The organism is Pseudomonas sp. No.117, from assembly GCF_054558395.1.
In genome coordinates this window covers 421961-437772 of the sequence record NZ_BAAJNP010000007.1, presented here as the reverse complement: position 1 = coordinate 437772, position 15812 = coordinate 421961, and the positions used below count along the sequence as shown (strand labels likewise).

15 protein-coding genes are annotated in these 15812 nt (G+C 67.7%); 7 read left to right on the top strand and 8 right to left on the bottom strand.

The features are described from left to right. Nucleotides 1-134 precede the first annotated feature (134 nt). Nucleotides 135-1283 (bottom strand): YbfB/YjiJ family MFS transporter, encoded by a 1149-nt coding sequence (locus tag ACYJP6_RS19275; RefSeq protein WP_459476864.1) that lies wholly within the window; start codon nt 1281-1283, stop codon nt 135-137. A 109-nt stretch (nt 1284-1392) separates the two neighbouring features. Between ACYJP6_RS19275 and ptrR the strand changes: the two genes are divergently transcribed. Together ptrR and ACYJP6_RS19265 are read left to right on the top strand one after the other, a co-directional pair. Next, entirely contained in the window at nt 1393-2277 is an 885-nt protein-coding gene (gene ptrR / locus ACYJP6_RS19270; RefSeq protein ID WP_459476862.1) for a putrescine utilization regulator PtrR, read from the top strand. 50 nt (nt 2278-2327) lie between these two features. Continuing rightward, nucleotides 2328-3248, top strand: coding sequence for a Gfo/Idh/MocA family protein (locus ACYJP6_RS19265; RefSeq protein ID WP_459476860.1), 921 nt, complete (start codon nt 2328-2330; stop codon nt 3246-3248). Nucleotides 3249-3503: 255 nt separating this feature from the next. Here ACYJP6_RS19265 and trmA read toward each other — a convergent pair whose 3' ends face one another. The 3 genes from trmA to ACYJP6_RS19250 all read right to left on the bottom strand — a co-directional run bounded on the left by trmA (nt 3504) and on the right by ACYJP6_RS19250 (nt 7646). Beyond that, nucleotides 3504-4592 (bottom strand): tRNA (uridine(54)-C5)-methyltransferase TrmA, encoded by a 1089-nt coding sequence (gene trmA / locus ACYJP6_RS19260; RefSeq protein ID WP_459476858.1) that lies wholly within the window; start codon nt 4590-4592, stop codon nt 3504-3506. A 242-nt stretch (nt 4593-4834) separates the two neighbouring features. Next, nucleotides 4835-6130, bottom strand: a complete 1296-nt coding sequence (locus tag ACYJP6_RS19255; RefSeq protein WP_459476856.1) for an NCS2 family permease — start codon at nt 6128-6130, stop codon at nt 4835-4837. 124 nt (nt 6131-6254) lie between these two features. After that, complete coding sequence (locus ACYJP6_RS19250) at nt 6255-7646, bottom strand: DHA2 family efflux MFS transporter permease subunit (protein WP_459476854.1); 1392 nt, start codon at nt 7644-7646, stop codon at nt 6255-6257. Nucleotides 7647-7819: 173 nt separating this feature from the next. On the opposite strand from ACYJP6_RS19250, the gene ACYJP6_RS19245 reads away from it, so the two are divergent. The 4 genes from ACYJP6_RS19245 to ACYJP6_RS19230 all read left to right on the top strand — a co-directional run bounded on the left by ACYJP6_RS19245 (nt 7820) and on the right by ACYJP6_RS19230 (nt 10561). Further along, entirely contained in the window at nt 7820-8065 is a 246-nt protein-coding gene (locus ACYJP6_RS19245) for a hypothetical protein (RefSeq protein ID WP_459476852.1), read from the top strand. Between the two features lie 87 nt (nt 8066-8152). Then, nucleotides 8153-8557: an RcnB family protein gene (locus ACYJP6_RS19240; RefSeq protein ID WP_459476850.1), complete on the top strand. Its 405-nt coding sequence runs from the start codon at nt 8153-8155 to the stop codon at nt 8555-8557. Between the two features lie 84 nt (nt 8558-8641). Beyond that, nucleotides 8642-8944 carry a putative quinol monooxygenase gene (locus tag ACYJP6_RS19235; protein WP_459476848.1) on the top strand — a complete coding sequence of 101 codons (303 nt, stop codon included), beginning with the start codon at nt 8642-8644 and terminating at the stop codon, nt 8942-8944. Between the two features lie 63 nt (nt 8945-9007). After that, a complete protein-coding gene (locus ACYJP6_RS19230) occupies nt 9008-10561 on the top strand; it encodes an alkaline phosphatase D family protein (protein ID WP_459476846.1) in 1554 nt (517 codons plus the stop codon). Between the two features lie 4 nt (nt 10562-10565). Here ACYJP6_RS19230 and ACYJP6_RS19225 read toward each other — a convergent pair whose 3' ends face one another. Further along, on the bottom strand, nt 10566-11918 hold the full coding sequence (locus ACYJP6_RS19225; RefSeq protein ID WP_459476844.1) for a GntP family permease: 1353 nt from the start codon (nt 11916-11918) through the stop codon (nt 10566-10568). 61 nt (nt 11919-11979) lie between these two features. Further along, nucleotides 11980-12513, bottom strand: coding sequence for a gluconokinase (locus ACYJP6_RS19220; protein WP_459476842.1), 534 nt, complete (start codon nt 12511-12513; stop codon nt 11980-11982). 186 nt (nt 12514-12699) lie between these two features. Here ACYJP6_RS19220 and gntR point away from each other — a divergent pair, with 186 nt between their 5' ends. After that, entirely contained in the window at nt 12700-13716 is a 1017-nt protein-coding gene (gntR, locus tag ACYJP6_RS19215) for an HTH-type transcriptional regulator GntR (RefSeq protein WP_459476840.1), read from the top strand. 9 nt (nt 13717-13725) lie between these two features. Here the strand turns inward: gntR and ACYJP6_RS19210 are convergent, their stop codons facing one another. Continuing rightward, nucleotides 13726-15111, bottom strand: a complete 1386-nt coding sequence (locus ACYJP6_RS19210) for a heavy metal sensor histidine kinase (protein ID WP_459476891.1) — start codon at nt 15109-15111, stop codon at nt 13726-13728. Next, the gene (locus ACYJP6_RS19205; RefSeq protein ID WP_459476838.1) at nt 15108-15791 is read right to left on the bottom strand and encodes a heavy metal response regulator transcription factor; all 684 of its coding nucleotides are present in this window, start codon (nt 15789-15791) and stop codon (nt 15108-15110) included. Before ACYJP6_RS19205 ends, ACYJP6_RS19210 begins: the two co-directional genes overlap by 4 nt. Nucleotides 15792-15812: the final 21 nt, after the last annotated feature.

Below are 15812 nucleotides of genomic sequence, written 5' to 3'. Positions count from 1 at the left end.
AAGGGTGGGTGGCGAGCGCCTGAAGCGCCTCCTCATGAGGCGCAGCCGCAACTGTACTCAGGAATGACGAAACATTTCAAAACAAGGCGCGGCCGTCTTCGCCAACTGTGACGAATGGTCACAGCGGAAACGATTCAGGCGAGGCAGCGGTGCAGGGCCGAGGTGGAGCGGCGCAGTTGCAGGCCGGCCACCAGCAGTCCCAGCGCGGCGACCACCAGGGCCGGCTGCAGGTCGCCGGCGAAGTGGCTACTGGCCGCACCGAGCAGCGGACCGAGCAGCTGGCCGCTGGCGAAGCTGGCGGTGAGCACCCCGGCATTGCGTTGCGGGGTGGTCGGTGCCAGTTCCCGTCCGAGCTGCATCACCAGCTGCATGCAGGCGAGGAAGGGCCCACCGCAGAGCAGCACACCGAGGAACAGCGCCAGGCTGCCTGGCAGCAGGCAGAGCAGCACGCCGGTGGCCTGCAGCCAGAGCGTAGCGATCAGCCAGCGACGGGTGTCGGTGCCCGGACGGCGCAGGCTCACCAGCACCACCCCCAAGGCCGCGGCCAGGCCGTAGCCGGGCCAGAAGAGATCGGCCTGCCATTGGCCATGGAAGCGGCTGGCGGCCATCTGCGACAGGAAGGTGGCCGGCAGGATGTAGCCGACACCGACCAGGCCGTAGGCCAGGATCAAGCGATTGAAGGCTGGCGAACGCCTGGCCGGTGCCGTGGCGGCGGTGGGCAGCGGGGTGGCGGGGCCCCGGCGCGGCAGCAGGGGCAGCAGCGCCAGGGTGGCGACGCTGGCCAGCAGGCCATAGCTCAGCCACAGCTGGCTGGAACCACCCCCCAGGCGATTGCTGACCAGGGCCATCAGGCCGCTGACCAGGATGCCCACGCCCGGCCCGGTGAAGACCAGGGCACCCAGGCGCGGCCGTCCGGCTTCGGCGGCCAGCGGCTGGCTCAGGCCGGTGACCATGACCAGCACCCAGGCGCTGGCGAGGCCGGTCCCAAAGCGCAGCAGGGCCTGGGCCGCCAGGCCGTCGGCCAGCAGCGAGGCCAGGGTCAGGCCGGCGCACAGCCAGAGACCGCCCACCAGGCGCGCATGGGTACGGCGGGCGAAGAGGGCGTCCAGGGCGCCGAGCAGATAGCCCAGGTAGTTGGCGGCGGCCAGCAGGCTGGCGCCGGTGAGATCGATCTGGCCTTCGGCGATCAGGTGGGGCAGGGCGGGGGTGAGGGCGAAGCGGCCGATCCCCATGGCGGTGGCCAGGGCCAGCAGGCAGGCCAGCAGGCGGGTGGTGGCGGTCATCGAGAAGACTCCGGACAAGAGTGAATGGTGACAGCCTAGGCCTTGAAGTTGATCAATAAAAACGAATAATAGAGAAATAGATGTTCAGCTAAACAGAAAGGTGCCAATCATGGAGTTCGCCGAGCTAAGAATCTTCCAGACAGTGGCCGAAGAGGGCTCCCTGGTGCGGGCCGCCGAGCGGCTCAACCGGGTACCGTCCAACCTCTCCACACGCCTGCGCCAGTTGGAGGAAAAGCTCGGCGTGGAGCTGTTCCTGCGCGAGCGCCAGCGGCTGCACCTGACCGCCGCCGGCCATCGCCTGCTGGACTACGCCCACCGGTTGTTCGCTCTGGCCGACGAGGCGCGCAGCGCGGTACAGGATGGCGAGCCGGCGGGCACCTTCGTACTCGGTTCGATGTTCAGCACCGCCGCCATCCATCTGCCGGGGCTGTTGGCGCGTTATCACCAGCGCCATCCCAAGGTGAATCTGCAGGTGCACAGCGGACCCAGCGGCGAACTGGTGGAAGGCCTGCTGGCCGGTCGGCTGGATGCTGCCCTGGTGGACGGCCCGGCGCCCGATGCGGCGCTGGAAGGCCAGCCCTGGTTCGAGGAGCGGCTGGTGCTGATCACCGGCCTGGAACTCGGTCCGGTGCGTTCGCCGGCCGACGTGGCCGGGCGCCCGGTGTTCGGCTTTCGCGCTGGCTGCTCCTATCGTCGCTACCTGGACACCTGGTACGCCGCGGCCGGGGTGCCCAGCGGGCCGGTCATGGAGATCGAGTCCTACCACAGCATGCTGGCCTGCGTGATCACCGGTGGGGTGGCCTTGATGCCGGAGTCCATGCTCGACAGCCTGCCCGGCCGCGAGCGGGTGCAGCGGCACGAGATCCAGGCGCGTTTCGCCCGGACCACCACCTGGCTGATGTGGCGCAAGGGCCGCGAGGGCGCCAATCTGCGCAGCTGGCTGGAGTTGCGCGAGAGCCTGCAGCCTGACCGCGAAGCTGTTGCTTTGGTGTGATGATTGCCCGATCCTAGGCGACGGACTCCCACCGTCTACCGAGGACGATCATGATAAGAATAGCCATCGTCGGTTTGGGCAAGATCGCCCGTGACCAGCACCTGCCGGCGCTCGCCGCCAACCCCGAGTACGAGCTGGTCGCCGTGGCCAGCCGCAACGCCCAGCTCGACGGCGTCGCCCACTATCCCAGCCTGAGCGCCCTGCTCGAAGACGGCCCGGCCATCGATGCCGTGTCCCTCTGCGCCCCCGCGGCGGTGCGCTACGAACAGGCGCGCGAGGCCCTGGCCGCGGGCAAGCACGTGATGCTGGAAAAACCGCCGGGTGCGACCCTGAGCGAAGTGGACGCCCTGGCGCGCCAGGCCGAGACAGCGGGGCTGTCGCTGTTCGCCACCTGGCATTCGCGGCATGCCCAGGGCGTGCAGCCGGCGCGGGAGTGGCTGGAAGGCAAGCGCATCCAGGCGGTGCGCATCGAATGGAAGGAAGACGTACGCGTCTGGCACCCCGGTCAGGCTTGGATCTGGGAGCCAGGTGGCATGGGCGTCTTCGATCCGGGCATCAATGCCCTGTCCATCGTCACCGCCATCCTGCCGCGGCCGTTCTTTCTCAAGGAGGCGACCCTGCAGGTGCCGGGCAATTGCCAGACCCCGGTGGCGGCGCAGCTGGCCTTCGTCGACAGCGCCGGGGTGCCCATCGCCGCCCACTTCGACTTCCTGCAGACCGGTCCCCAGACCTGGGATATCCACGTCGATACCGAGGCCGGTCGCCTGACCCTGAGCAAGGGCGGCAGCGAGCTGTATCTGGATGGCGAGCTGACCCACCAGGGCCCGGACGAGGAATACGCCGGCCTCTATGCCCGCTTCGCCGAGCTGGTGGCGCAGAACCGCTCCGACGTGGACGTGGCGCCGCTACGGCACGTGGCCGACGCCTTCCTCTATGGTCGACGCGAGACGGTGGCGGAGTTTCACGAGTAGCGATTGCCCTCACCCCGGCCCTCTCCCGCAGGGAGAGGGGGCGTCACGGCGGGGCTCAGGTGTAGGGTGGAAAACGGCACGGCCTTTTCCACGCGGATGGCCGTCGTAGGGTGGTCGCGACCCTGGCGGTCTGCTGATGCGACCGCCAATCGCGGCCATGGGCCGCTCCTACTGCAGCTGGATATCTTATAGGAGCGGCCGCATCGGCGGACCGCCAGGGCCGCGCTAAAGACGGTTGCTCCTATCGCCCAGGCCTCACCGCCGTTCCAGCAACACCCCGCTTTCCATGTGGTGCGTCCAGGGGAACTGGTCGAACAGGGCGCAGCGGGTGATGCGGTGGGTATCCTGGAGCTGGGCGATGTTCTCGGCCAGGGTCTCCGGGTTGCAGGAAATGTAGAGGATGCGTTCGAAGCGGCGGGTCAGCTCGCAGGTGTCCGGGTCCATGCCGGCGCGCGGCGGGTCGACGAAGACGGTGCCGAAGTCGTAGCTCTTGAGATCCACGCCCGCCAGGCGGCGGAAGGGCCGTACCTCGTTGAGCGCCTGGGTCAGCTCCTCGGCGGAGAGACGCACCAGGGTGACGTTGTCCACGCCATTGCTGGCCAGGTTGTGCAGGGCGGCGTTGACCGAGGTCTTGCTCACCTCGGTGGCCAGCACCTGGCGCACCCGGCTGGCCAGCGGCAGGGTGAAGTTGCCGTTGCCGCAGTAGAGCTCCAGCAGATCGTCCCCGCGCTCGCCCAGGGCGATGTGGGCCCAGGTCAGCATCTTCTGGTTGACCGTGCCGTTGGGCTGGGTGAAGCCGCCCTCGGGTTGCAGGTAGCTATAGCGCCGGCCGGCTACTTCCAGTTCTTCGATCACATGATCGCGGCCGATCACCAGGCGCTGCCCGCGCGAGCGGCCGATCAGGCTGACGCCGAGGTCGGCGGCCAGGCGCTCGGCAGCGGCCTGCCAGGCGGCGTCCAGTGGACGGTGGTAGGCCAGGGTGATGAGGGCATCGCCGGCCAGGGTGGTGAGGAATTCCACCTGGAACAGCTTGAACGAGAGCGCCACGTCCGCCTGCCAACCGGCCTTGAGGCGCGGCATCAGCTCATTGATGCGCTGGCTGGCGATGGGGAAGTCCTCGATGAGGATCGGCGTGTGCTTGTCGCCCGGGGCGAACATGGCGTAGTGGCGTTCCTCGTTTTCCCGCCAGAGCCGGAATTCGGCGCGCAGCCGGTAGTGCTGCAAGGGCGAGGCGAATACCTCGGGCTCGGGCGCCTGGAAGGGCGTCAGCAACTCGCGCAGGCGGGCGGCCTTGGCATCGAGCTGGGTCTGGTAGTCGGCAGGAACGAAGGAGGGTTGGGACATGGATAGATCCGGGCGGGCGCCAGGAGCCGGTTCAACGTCTCGTGAGCGAGAGACCAACCAAGCCCGAGCGGCCTCGCGAAAATGGCTGAAGAGGAGGAGCGAGCTCGCATGCAAGTTTACATGGGGCGGATGGACATGCCGACCAGGCTGCCCAAGCTGGGCGGGTGAGCCACGAGCTGTTCGATCTGCGAGCCGGTATCACGGCGGGAAAACCCTCGGGGCCGGGACCCCGAGGGGAGGGGTCAGGCGTTGAACCAGCCCAGCTTGATGACGAACAGGATCGACAGGACGATCAGCGCCGAATTCAGCTCGCGGGTGCGGCCGGAGAGCAGCTTGATGACGGTCCAGGCGATGAAGCCGAAGGCGATGCCGTTGGCGATGGAGTAGGTCAGCGGCATGGCCAGGGCGGTGACCAGCACCGGGGCGGCGGTGGTCAGGTCGTCCCATTCGATCTCGGCCAGGCCCGAGGTCATCAGCACGGCGATGAAGAACAGCGCCGGGGCGGTGGCGAAGGCCGGGACGCTACCCGCCAGGGGCGAGAAGAACAGCGCCAGCAGGAACAGCACGGCGACCACCAGGGCGGTGAGGCCGGTACGGCCACCGGCCGAGACGCCCGCGGCGGACTCGATGTAGCTGGTGGTGGTGGAGGTGCCCAGCAGCGAGCCGAACATGGCAGCGGAGCTGTCGGCGATCAGGGCGCGGCCCATCTTCGGCAGGTGGCCGTCCTTGCCCATCAGGCCGGCGCGCTTGGCCACGCCGATCAGGGTGCCGGAGTTGTCGAACAGGTCGACGAACAGGAAGGCGAAGATCACGCTGATCAGGCCGACGTCCAGGGCGCCCTTGATGTCCAGCTGCAGGAAGGTCGGTGCCAGCGACGGCGGCATCGACAGGATGCCGCCGAAGGGCGTCACGCGCAGGGCGATGGCGATGACGGTGACCGCCAGGATGCCGATCAGCACCGCACCGGTGATCTTGCGCGCCTCGAGGACGACGATCAGGAAGAAGCCGAGGATGGCCAGCAGCGGACCGGGCTTGGACAGGTCGCCCAGGCCGACCAGGGTCGCCGGGTTGCCCACCACGATACCGGCGGTCTGCAGCGCGATCAGCGCCAGGAACAGGCCGATGCCGGCGGCGATGCCCGAGCGCAGCGGCAGGGGGATGCTGTTGATGATCCACTCGCGGATGCGAAAGATCGACAGCAGGAAGAACATCAGTGCCGAGAGGAACACGGCGCCGAGGGCCACCTGCCAGCTGTGGCCCAGGTGCAGCACCACGGTGTAGGTGAAGAAGGCGTTGAGGCCCATGCCGGGGGCCAGGGCGATCGGGTAGTTGGCGATCATGCCCATGAGCGCCGAGCCGATGGCCGCGGCGAGACAGGTGGCGACGAAGATCGCGCCCTTGTCCATGCCGGTCGCGCCGAGGATGCTCGGGTTGACGAACAGGATGTAGGCCATGGCCAGGAAGGTGGTCACGCCTGCCAGCAGCTCGGTGCGGACAGAGGTGTTGTGGGCCTTGAGTTGGAAGAGTCTTTCCAGCATGGGATGCCTCGTGCGCGCCGGTCTGATCGGAAAAAACGGCGCGCATCATAACAGGTCAGTTAACACAGGTAAGACGCTAAGGCTTACCCCCAAATCGGCATCGAATCGAGCACTGTCCGGTCGGTCAGCTTTTCGGGCTGTGGCCGCTGACCGAGGCGCCTGCATCGCGTGTCAGGCAGAAGGCATCCAGGGTGCTCAGGATGCCGAGCACGGCCACTATGCAAAAGGCTAGCCGAAAGTCCGACAGCTGTGGATCGAGGTGGCCGTGCCACTCCATGGCGGCGCGTAACAGCAGGGCGGCGAGGGCCACGCCAAGGCCCATGGCCAGCTGGAAATTGGTGCTGAACAGCGTGGACGCATGGGCCAGTCGGGCCTTGGGGATGTCGGCGAAGGCCAGGGCGTTGCTGGCGGTGAACTGCATGGAGCGGAAGACGCCGCTGGCGAACAGCAGCAGCATGATCAGCGGCAAGGGCCAGGCTGGCGTGAGCAGGCCACAGGCCAGCAGGCTGAGGGCACTGAGCAGGCCATTGAGGGTCAGGATGCGGCGCAGGCCGAAGCGCCGCATGGCCGCGGTGGTGAACGGCTTGGCCGCCAGGTTGCCGGCGAACAGTGCCAACAGCAGCAGTCCGGCCTGGAAGGCATCCAGGCCGAAGGCGAGCTGGAACATCAGGGGGAGCAGGAAGGGGGCGGTGGCGATGGTGACCCGGAACAACCCGCCGCCGAGGATGGAGGCGCGATAGGTCGCGATGCGCAGTGTGCCAAAATCGATCAGCGGCCGGTCGATGCGCGCCATATGACGCACCGCCTTGGTGCCGAGGATCAGGCCAATACCCATCCAGGCCAGGTTGCTACCCAGGCTGCCCTGGTTCTGGCCGAGCCGCTCGACGCCCCACATGAAGGCGACGCAGGCACTACCCAGCAGCAGGAAGCCCCGCCAGTCCAGGGGATGGCGCTGGGTCGGCAGGTCCGCGGGAACCAGGCGCCAGGCCAGCAGCAGGGCGATCAGCCCCAGCGGCAGGTTTAGGTAGAAGATCCAGCGCCAGTCGGCATAGGTGGTAATCAGGCCGCCCAGCGGCGGGCCGAGGACGGGGGCCACCAGCCCCGGCCAGGTGATGAGGGCGATGGCCCGCACCAATTCGTGCTTCTCCGTCACCTGCAGGACCACCAGGCGGCCCACCGGTACCATCAGGGCGCCCCCCAGGCCCTGGAGGATGCGGGCGGCGATGAACAGCTCCAGGGATGGCGCCAGGCCACAGAGCAGCGAAGCCAGGGTGAAGAGGCCAATAGCCAGAGTAAAGACCGGACGGGGGCCGAAGCGCTCGGCGATCCAGCCGCTCACCGGGATGCCGACGGCGATGGCCAGCAGGTAGGCACTGATGCCGAGGTTGAGATCCACCGGGTCACGCCCGAAGGCCGCCGCCATCTCCGGCAGGGCCGTGGCGATCACCGTGGCGTCCAGGTTTTCCATGAAAAAGGTGAAGCTCACCAGGCCGGCGAGCAGCTTCCAGCGTTCCATGAATCCGAGTTCCTGGCCAGGGGTGGACTACTCTGCCTGAGCCACCCCGGCATCTGCCAGTCCGACGCGGCTCGATAAAAAAGTCAGGCGATTGCCGTCGCCCACCCGAGGAGGCTGCTACAGTCGGGAAAAGACCGGTTCCAGGCTAGTCACGGGTACGAGGAAGTCGTTGCATGAAGGACGTGATCGATAACCACATCATGGCGATGGCCGAGGCGCGCCGCCTGCTCGAACGGGGCAGTCTGGCCAAGCGTCAGCACCAGCGCTATTTCCTCAACTTCCTCACGTTGCGCCAGGAAACCTGGCAGCTCACCCAGCAGGCCTATCGGCTCAGTTGCTCGCTGGACGCCTTTTCCTCCGGACGCTCGCGCCAGCGCCCGCTGGTGCTGACGCTGGTGAAGACCGACGAGGACCGCTAGCCCGCCTGAGCCAGGCGCTGTATGTATCTGTGGAGCTTTTTCCCTGGGGCGGGGGTCCAAACCTCGAACGCAGAGGAGATACACCCCATGATCAAACAATCGCTGCTCTCCCTGGTGCTGGGTACCGTCGTGCTGGGCGGCGCCCTGACCGCGCAGGCCGCTCCCGAAGCCATGACCCCGGTCAAGCCCGACGCCAACAAGCAGGCATCGGAGCCCACCAGCGCCCAGTACCAGAACAAGGTGAACAAGAAGGACACCAGCCAGAGCGACGACGCCGTCACCCACGATCCCGATCATCCTACCTTTGAACTGGAAGAGGGCGGCCGGGCACCCCGCAAGTACATTCGCGACGACTACGTGATCAAGGACTGGAAGAAGCACGGGCTGGAGCAGCCGGGCGAAGACAGCCAGTGGGTCAAAATCGGTGCCGACTACGTCCTGATCAAGCGCAGCAATGGCGTCATCGCCAAGATCGTCAAGGCCAAGCAATAAGGCCAGCGCCAGGGATCGAGCCTTCGGCCCCTGGCATTCATTCGTCGAGGGCGGCATGCTGAAACGCCCATCAGGAGTCCCTGCATGACCACCGAAATTCGTGTCGTCGCCATCCTCCAGGCGCAGCCCGGCCAGGCCGCGGCCGTCGAGAAAGCGCTGCGCGCCATCGTCGCGCCCTCGCGCGCTGAGGCGGCCTGCCACTTCTATACGCCGCACCAGGATCCCAGCCACGAAGGACGCTACGTCTTCATCGAGCGCTGGGCCAGTCGCGAGGCCCTGGCCGAGCACGAGCAGACCGCCCATTTCAAGCAGCTGCTGAGCGATCTGGACGGCCTGCTGGTCGAGGCTCCGCAGGTCATGATCCTGGAAGAACTGCCGCTGGCGTGAGCCGAACGACATCGGCCTGTCACCTGCCTGCCTTAACCTGGGCCTCTGCGTACGGAGGCCTGGATGAACACCTCGAGACGCCAGGCGCTGGGCCTGCTGGGTATGGGCCTGGGCACGCCCTGGTTCGCCGGCTGCAGCGCGCGCGAGCCCCAGCCTGATCCCTTCACTCTCGGCGTCGCCAGTGGCGACCCGACGGCCGATGGCCTGGTCATCTGGACCCGCCTGGCACCCGATCCCCTGGCGCTGGACGGCCTGGGTGGGCTGCGCCATCCGGTCGAGGCTGAGTGGGAGGTGGCGCTCGACCCGGGCCTGCGCCAGGTCGTGCAGCGTGGCAGAGTCATGGCGCTGCCGCTCACGGCGTTCAGCCTTGCGGTTACCCTGACCGGACTGGCGCCAGGCCGACCCTACTGGTATCGCTTCACCGCCCTCGGGCATCAGAGCCGTATCGGCCGGGCGACTACCCTGCCGCCGCCGACCAGTGCATTGCAACGCCTGAAGCTGGTGGCTGCCTCCTGCTCCCACTACGAGAAGGGTTTCTTCAGCGCCTATCGGTACATGGCCGACGAGCAGCCGGACCTGGCGCTATTCCTCGGCGACTACATCTATGAGTCCAACGTGCCCCTGCACCTGCCCGCCGTGCGCCGCCATGGCCTGCCGGAAGCCCAGGACCTGGCCGGCTATCGGCGGCGCCATGCGCTGTACCGGACCGACCCCGACCTGCAGTACCTGCATGCCAACGTCACCAGCCTGCTGACCTGGGACGACCACGAGGTGCAGAACGACTATTCCGGCGCCTGGTCTGCCGATCCCGGTGTGACCCTGGCGGCCTTCGCCATAAGACGCCAGGCGGCCTACCAGGCCTTTCGCGAGCATGCCCCGCTGCGGGCCTGGCGTACCCAGGGCGCGGCGACCCGGCTCTATGATCGTTGGCGCTTCGGCGACCTGGCCGAGATCCATCTGCTCGATGGCCGCCAGTACCGCAGCGAGCCGGCCTGCGCGACGCCGCGCACCCGCGGTGGCCATCTGGTCGCGCCGGATTGTCCGGGTTTGCGTGAAGCCGGGCGCAGCATGCTCGGTCAGGCCCAGGAGCGCTGGCTGATGGAGGGCTTTCGCCAGAACGGTACGCGATGGAATCTGGTCGCCCAGGACCTGCTGCTGGCGCCCCTGCGGCAACGCCTGCCCAATGGCGACCCGGCGCGCTGGACCGATGGCTGGGACGGCTATCCGGCCACCCGCGAGCGCCTGCTCGCCGCCATGGCCGACAGCCGCCTGGCCAATCCGGTGACCCTGGGCGGGGACATCCATTCGTTCTGGGTGACCGACCTGCACCGCGATCCGGAGGACGAGCGCAGCCCGGTGGTGGCGAGCGAATTCGTCGGCACCTCCATCACCTCGAACGGGCCGGATTACGCACGCTTTCAGGCGCTGTTGCCGGAAAATCCTCAGGTGCGCCTGTTCGACAGCCGGCAGCGCGGCTACCTGGCGCTGGAGTTGACGCGAGACAGATTGCAGGTGGACCTGCGCACCATCAGTGACCGCACCCGCCCGGATGCCGAGCGCGGCACCCGGGCGAGTTTCGTAGTGGAGGCGGGACGGCCCGGGGCCATCCCGGCATAGCGGATCAGACGAACAGCGACAACAGCATGATGAAGGCCAGGCCCACCACCGAGAGGATGGTTTCCATCATCGACCAGGTCTTGAAGGTCTCGGCCACGGTCATGTTGAAATACTGCTTCACCAGCCAGAAACCGGCGTCGTTGACGTGGGAGAGGATCACCGACCCGGCGCCGGCGGCCAGCACCAGCAGCTCCTTGTTCACGCCGGGGACCAGGGCCACCACGGGGGCGACGATGCCGGCGCCGGTGATGGTCGCCACGGTGGCGGAACCGGTGGCCACGCGGATCACCGCCGCCACTAGCCAGGTCAGCAGGATCGGCGAGATCTGCGTCTGCACCGCCAGGTTGCCGATCACCTCACCGACGCCACTGGCCACCAGCATCTGCTTGAAACCACCACCGGCACCGACGATCAGCACGATGGCCGCCACCGGCGCCAGGCTCTGGTCGAGCAGCTTGACGATCTTCTCGCGGGAAAAGCCGCAGGCGGTGCCGAAGCTGTAGAAGCTCAGCAGCAGGGCGGCGAGCAGGGCGGTGATGGGGTGGCCGATGAAGTCCATCCAGATGCGGAAGTGGTTGTCGGCGGCGAAGAAGATGTCGGCGAAGGCCTTGAGCAGCATCAGGATCACCGGCAGCAGCACGGTGAAGATGGTGATGCCGAAGCCCGGCAGGTTGCGGTTATCGGTTTCCTGGGCGATCTGGGCGACCAGTTCGGGGTTGGCCGAACCGGGAATGCGCTTGGAGATCCAGGCACCGAAGATCGGGCCGGCGATCATGGCGGTGGGCAGGCCGACGATCAGGCCGTAGAAGATGGTCTTGCCGATGTCGGCGCCGAACACCCCGACCGCCAGCAGCGGACCCGGGTGTGGCGGCACCAGGCCGTGCACGGCGGACAGCCCGGCCAGCAGCGGGATGCCCAGCTTGACCAGCGACAGCCCGGTCCGGCGGGCGACGATGAACACCAGCGGCGCCAGCAGCACGAAGCCGATCTCGAAGAACAGCGGGATGCCCACCAGGAAGGCGGCGAACATCATCGCCCAGTGCACCCGCTTGATGCCGAAGGCGCGGATCAGCGTCTGGGCGATCTGGTCGGCGCCGCCGGAATCGGCCATCAGCTTGCCGAGCATGGTGCCGAGGCCGAGCAGGATGCCGACGAAGCCGAGCACGCCGCCGAAGCCGTCCTGGAAGGATTTCATGACCTTTTCCACCGGCATGCCGGAGGTCAGGCCGAGGAAGCCGGAGGCGATGGTCAGGGCGATGAAGGGATGGACCTTGAACTTGGTGATCAAGAGCACCAGGCCAATGATGGTGACCAGGGCGTCGAGCAGAAGGAAGCTGTTGTGGTCCATGCCGAACATGGCGCCTCTCCTATTGTTGTTGTGGGCGTTTGGGTTGGTTGAAGCAGGTAGCGCTGTCTTGTCAGGCCGGCTGCGCCAGCTGGGCCGAGGTGGTCCACCAGGCCGAGACCTGCGCGCCGATGGCGGCCAGCGGGTCGCGGGCGTCCACTACCAGCGTAGCCGGTTCACCGTGCGGCGCCTCCAGGGCGGCGAACTGGCTGTCGATCAGGCTGGCGGGCATGAAGTGGCCCGGGCGATTGGCGACGCGCTGGGCGGCGGTCTCGCGGGTCAGTTCGAGGAAGACGAAGCCGAGGCCGGGCACGGCTTGGCGCAGCTGGTCGCGGTAGCGGCGCTTGAGCGCGGAGCAGGTGAGCACCGGGCGTTCCCCGGCGGCCACGGCGGCGGCCAGTTCCTCGCCGAGGCGGACCAGCCAGCCGGCGCGGTCCGCGTCGTCGAGGGGGATGCCAGCGCTCATCTTGGCGATGTTGGCTGGGGGGTGGAAGGCGTCGCCTTCGATCAGGCGGCCGGCGTCCTGCTCGGCGATGGCAGCGCCGACGCTGCTCTTGCCGCAGCCTGCGACGCCCATGACCACCAGTGCGGGAATGGGAGTGTTCATCGTCACCTCCGGTCTGAGATAGCGCTACCCCGAAACGGCGAAAGGGTAGCGGCTTCCAGTTCTTGTCGATCTTGTTAGGGCCGAATGCCTGAGGGCTCCGGGAGCGCATGTCAGGCTTGTAGTGTCTGGTGAGACAGCGCTACCTTAGGCGCGTTCTCCGTCTCTGACAAGCCTGAAACCATAACAATGAAGCGAACGGGTTCTCGTAGTTCCGGTCGGCCCACCCTCACCGAGGTGGCGCTCCAGGCCGGTGTTTCCCCCATTACCGCCTCCCGCGTCCTGCGCGGGGTCGCCACCGTGGCGCCCGAACTGGTCACCCGGGTACAGGACGCCGCCGCCCAGCTCGGCTACGTCACCAACCCGGCCGCCCGCGCCCTGGCCTCGGCCCAGGGGCACTCGGTGGTGGTGCTGGTGCCCTCGCTCTCCAACCACCTGTTCATCGAGCCGCTTGAAGCCATCCACGAGGTCTTGCGGCCAAGGGGGCTGGAGGTGCTGATCGGCAACTACCACTACGATCCCGAGGAAGAGGAGAAGCTGATCCGCAACTACCTGGCCTATCAGCCCCGGGGCCTGTTGCTGACCGGCTTCGACCGTACCGACACCGCCCGCCAGCTGCTGGCGGCCAGTGGCGTGCCGCAGGTGCACATGATGGAGCTGGATCCGGCCGGCAAGCTGCCGAGCGTGGGCTTTTCCCAGCACGCGGCTGGGGCGGCGGCGGCGCGCCATCTGCTGGCCGCGGGCCGTAGGCGACTGGGCTATGTCGCCGCCCAGCTCGATCCCCGGGCGCTGGCGCGAGGCGAGGGCTTTCGCGAGGTACTGCGCGAAGCGGGCTGCTACGACCCGAGCCTGGACGTGCTGGATGCCCAGCCCTCGTCCGTGGGGCTGGGCGCCCGGCAATTCCGCGAGCTGCTGGCGCGGTGGCCCGATGTCGACGGCCTGTTCTTCTGCAACGACGACCTCGCCCAGGGCGCCCTGTTCGAGGCCCAGCGCCTGGGCATCGCCATTCCCGAACGGCTGTCGGTGATCGGCTTCAACGACCTGCCCGGCTCGGCGCACACGGTGCCGCGGCTGTCCTCCATCCAGACGCCACGAGCTGCGGTGGGGCGCCAGGCGGCGACCCTGCTGCTGGGGCTGCTCGATGGCCGTAGCCAGCCGACCGCGGTGGATCTGGGCTTCGAGCTGGTGAGCCGGGAAAGCGTCTAGCGCCACCGCTCAGGAGGCGGCAGGACGCCGCGCCAGGCGGGGAAAGATCAGGCAGAAGCGGGTGCGGCCTTCTGCAGAGGTACAGTGGATGCGGCCACCGTGGGCGTCCATCAGCGAGCGGGCGATGGCCAGGCCCAGCCCGGCGTTGGCCTGGCCTTCCCGGCGCGCCGGATCGGCGCGGTAGAAGCGATCGAAGAGCTGCTCGAGGTGTTCCGGCGCTATGGTCCGCCCCGGGTTTTCCACCACCAGCTCCACCTCCTGCGCCCGCTCCGTCAGGCTGACGAAGATCCGCCCGCCGCCCGGGGTGTGGCGCAGCGCATTGGACAGCAGGTTGGCGACCACCTGCTGGATCATGAGGCTGTCGCCAAGCACCCGGCCGTTGCCCGTCAAATGCAGCTCGATGCCCTGGTCCTCGGCGAGCAGTTCGTAGTAGTCGAAGAGCTTCTGCACCAGGGGCTGCAGTTCCAGGGACTGGCGGTCGAGGGCGATCAGGCCATGGTCCGCCTTGGCCAGCAGCAACAGGCGGTCGATGAGGGTCGACAGCCGATTCAGCTCCTCCAGGTTGGACTGCAGATTCTCTTCGTAGACCTCGGGCGAGCGCTTGAGCGCCAGCACTACCTCGGTATGGGTCCGCAGGTTGCTGATCGGCGTCCGCAATTCGTGGGCGATGTCGGCCGAGAAGTTGGACAGGCGCCCGAAGGCATCGTCCAGGCGGCCGAGCATGGCGTTGAACGCCATGATCAACTCGCGCAATTCGTCGGGTACGGGTTCGAGCGGGATCTGGCGTTTGAGCGAGCCTGCCGAGATGGAGGCGGCGGTCTGGGTGACCGCCTTGACCGGCTCGAGGCCGTTGCGGGCGACCAGCCAACCCAGCGCGGCGCTGAGCAGGGTGCTGGCGCCCAGCACGATCCAGAACCAGCGCTGCAGCACGGCGAAGAAGTGCGCATGGGTGGTGACGTCCAGCAGCAGCCAGACGGTCAGCGCGGGCTGGCCCGCCGCCAGGGTCAGCGGCGCGCTGATCGCCTTGTAGCGGTGGTGATCCTGCTCCCAGGCCCAGCTGCCGTCGCCTTGGCGCTCGCGGTCGACCGCCGGCAGCGCGGCGCCGGCGGGTTCGGCGAAATAGGGCGCACCGGCCGCATCGAACACCAGCACGGTGAGGTCCGGATGGGCGCCCAGGAGGGTGTGCCAGCGGGCGCGGAGGACCTCCGGGTCCGCCGCGGATTCCGTAGCGATCCGGTTGATGGCGGCCAGCTTGTCATTCAGCGTCTGGGTATCCAGCGCATGGAAATGATGGCGACTCAGGGCATCGAAGGCCAGCCCGACGACGACCAGCACCAAGGCGACCGCGGCCATGAACAGCAGGCTCAGGCGCAGGGTGAGAGACCCGGGTTTCAACATTCCTCGGCTGCCTCCAGGCGATAGCCGAGGCCGCGGCAGGTGTGCAGCAGCTTGACCGGGAAGTCGTCGTCGATCTTCGCCCGCAGGCGTCGGATCGCCACCTCGATGACGTTGGTGTCGCTCTCGAAGGTCATGTCCCAGACCTCGGCGGCGATCAGGGACTTGGACAGCACCTCGCCGCGCCGGCGCATGAAGAACTCCAGCAGCTTGAGTTCCCGGCTGGTCAGGAGGATGCGCTGCCCGCCGCGGCTGGCCCGGCGGCTGAGCAGGTCCAGTTGCAGGTCGCCGACGCCCAGCGTGACGTTGAGCGGCGCACCTCCGGAGCGCCGCAGCAGGGTCCGGACGCGGGCCAGCAGTTCGGTGAAGGCGAAGGGCTTCACCAGGTAGTCGTCGCCACCCAGTTCGAGGCCCTTGACCCGGTCTTCGATACCGTCGCGCGCGGTCAGGAACAGCACGGGAAAGGTCCGGCCCGCCGCGCGCAGGCGCCGGATGATCTCCCAGCCGTCCAGGCCGGGCAGCATCACGTCCAGGATCACCAGCTCGTAGGGCTGGTTCAGGGCGAGATCCAGGGCCTCGTTGCCGGAGGTCACGCGATCCACGGTGAAACCCGCTTCACGCAGGCCCTGTTGCAGATAGATGCCGGTCTTCGGCTCGTCTTCGGCGATCAGCAAGGACACGGGAAGCCTCGAGGGAAGGAA

Excerpts from the sequence above, each read along its gene's own strand:
- ptrR (WP_459476862.1), top strand. The coding sequence starts at position 1,393 with ATGGAGTTCGCCGAGCTAAGAATCTTCCAGACAGTGGCCGAAGAGGGC.
- ACYJP6_RS19230 (WP_459476846.1), top strand. The coding sequence starts at position 9,008 with ATGAACACCTCGAGACGCCAGGCGCTGGGCCTGCTGGGTATGGGCCTG.
- ACYJP6_RS19275 (WP_459476864.1), bottom strand. The coding sequence starts at position 1,283 with ATGACCGCCACCACCCGCCTGCTGGCCTGCCTGCTGGCCCTGGCCACC.
- ACYJP6_RS19220 (WP_459476842.1), bottom strand. The coding sequence starts at position 12,513 with ATGAACACTCCCATTCCCGCACTGGTGGTCATGGGCGTCGCAGGCTGC.
- ACYJP6_RS19265 (WP_459476860.1), top strand. The coding sequence starts at position 2,328 with ATGATAAGAATAGCCATCGTCGGTTTGGGCAAGATCGCCCGTGACCAG.
- trmA (WP_459476858.1), bottom strand. The coding sequence starts at position 4,592 with ATGTCCCAACCCTCCTTCGTTCCTGCCGACTACCAGACCCAGCTCGAT.
- ACYJP6_RS19225 (WP_459476844.1), bottom strand. The coding sequence starts at position 11,918 with ATGTTCGGCATGGACCACAACAGCTTCCTTCTGCTCGACGCCCTGGTC.
- ACYJP6_RS19240 (WP_459476850.1), top strand. The coding sequence starts at position 8,153 with ATGATCAAACAATCGCTGCTCTCCCTGGTGCTGGGTACCGTCGTGCTG.
- ACYJP6_RS19235 (WP_459476848.1), top strand. The coding sequence starts at position 8,642 with ATGACCACCGAAATTCGTGTCGTCGCCATCCTCCAGGCGCAGCCCGGC.
- ACYJP6_RS19250 (WP_459476854.1), bottom strand. The coding sequence starts at position 7,646 with ATGGAACGCTGGAAGCTGCTCGCCGGCCTGGTGAGCTTCACCTTTTTC.
- ACYJP6_RS19255 (WP_459476856.1), bottom strand. The coding sequence starts at position 6,130 with ATGCTGGAAAGACTCTTCCAACTCAAGGCCCACAACACCTCTGTCCGC.
- gntR (WP_459476840.1), top strand. The coding sequence starts at position 12,700 with ATGAAGCGAACGGGTTCTCGTAGTTCCGGTCGGCCCACCCTCACCGAG.
- ACYJP6_RS19245 (WP_459476852.1), top strand. The coding sequence starts at position 7,820 with ATGAAGGACGTGATCGATAACCACATCATGGCGATGGCCGAGGCGCGC.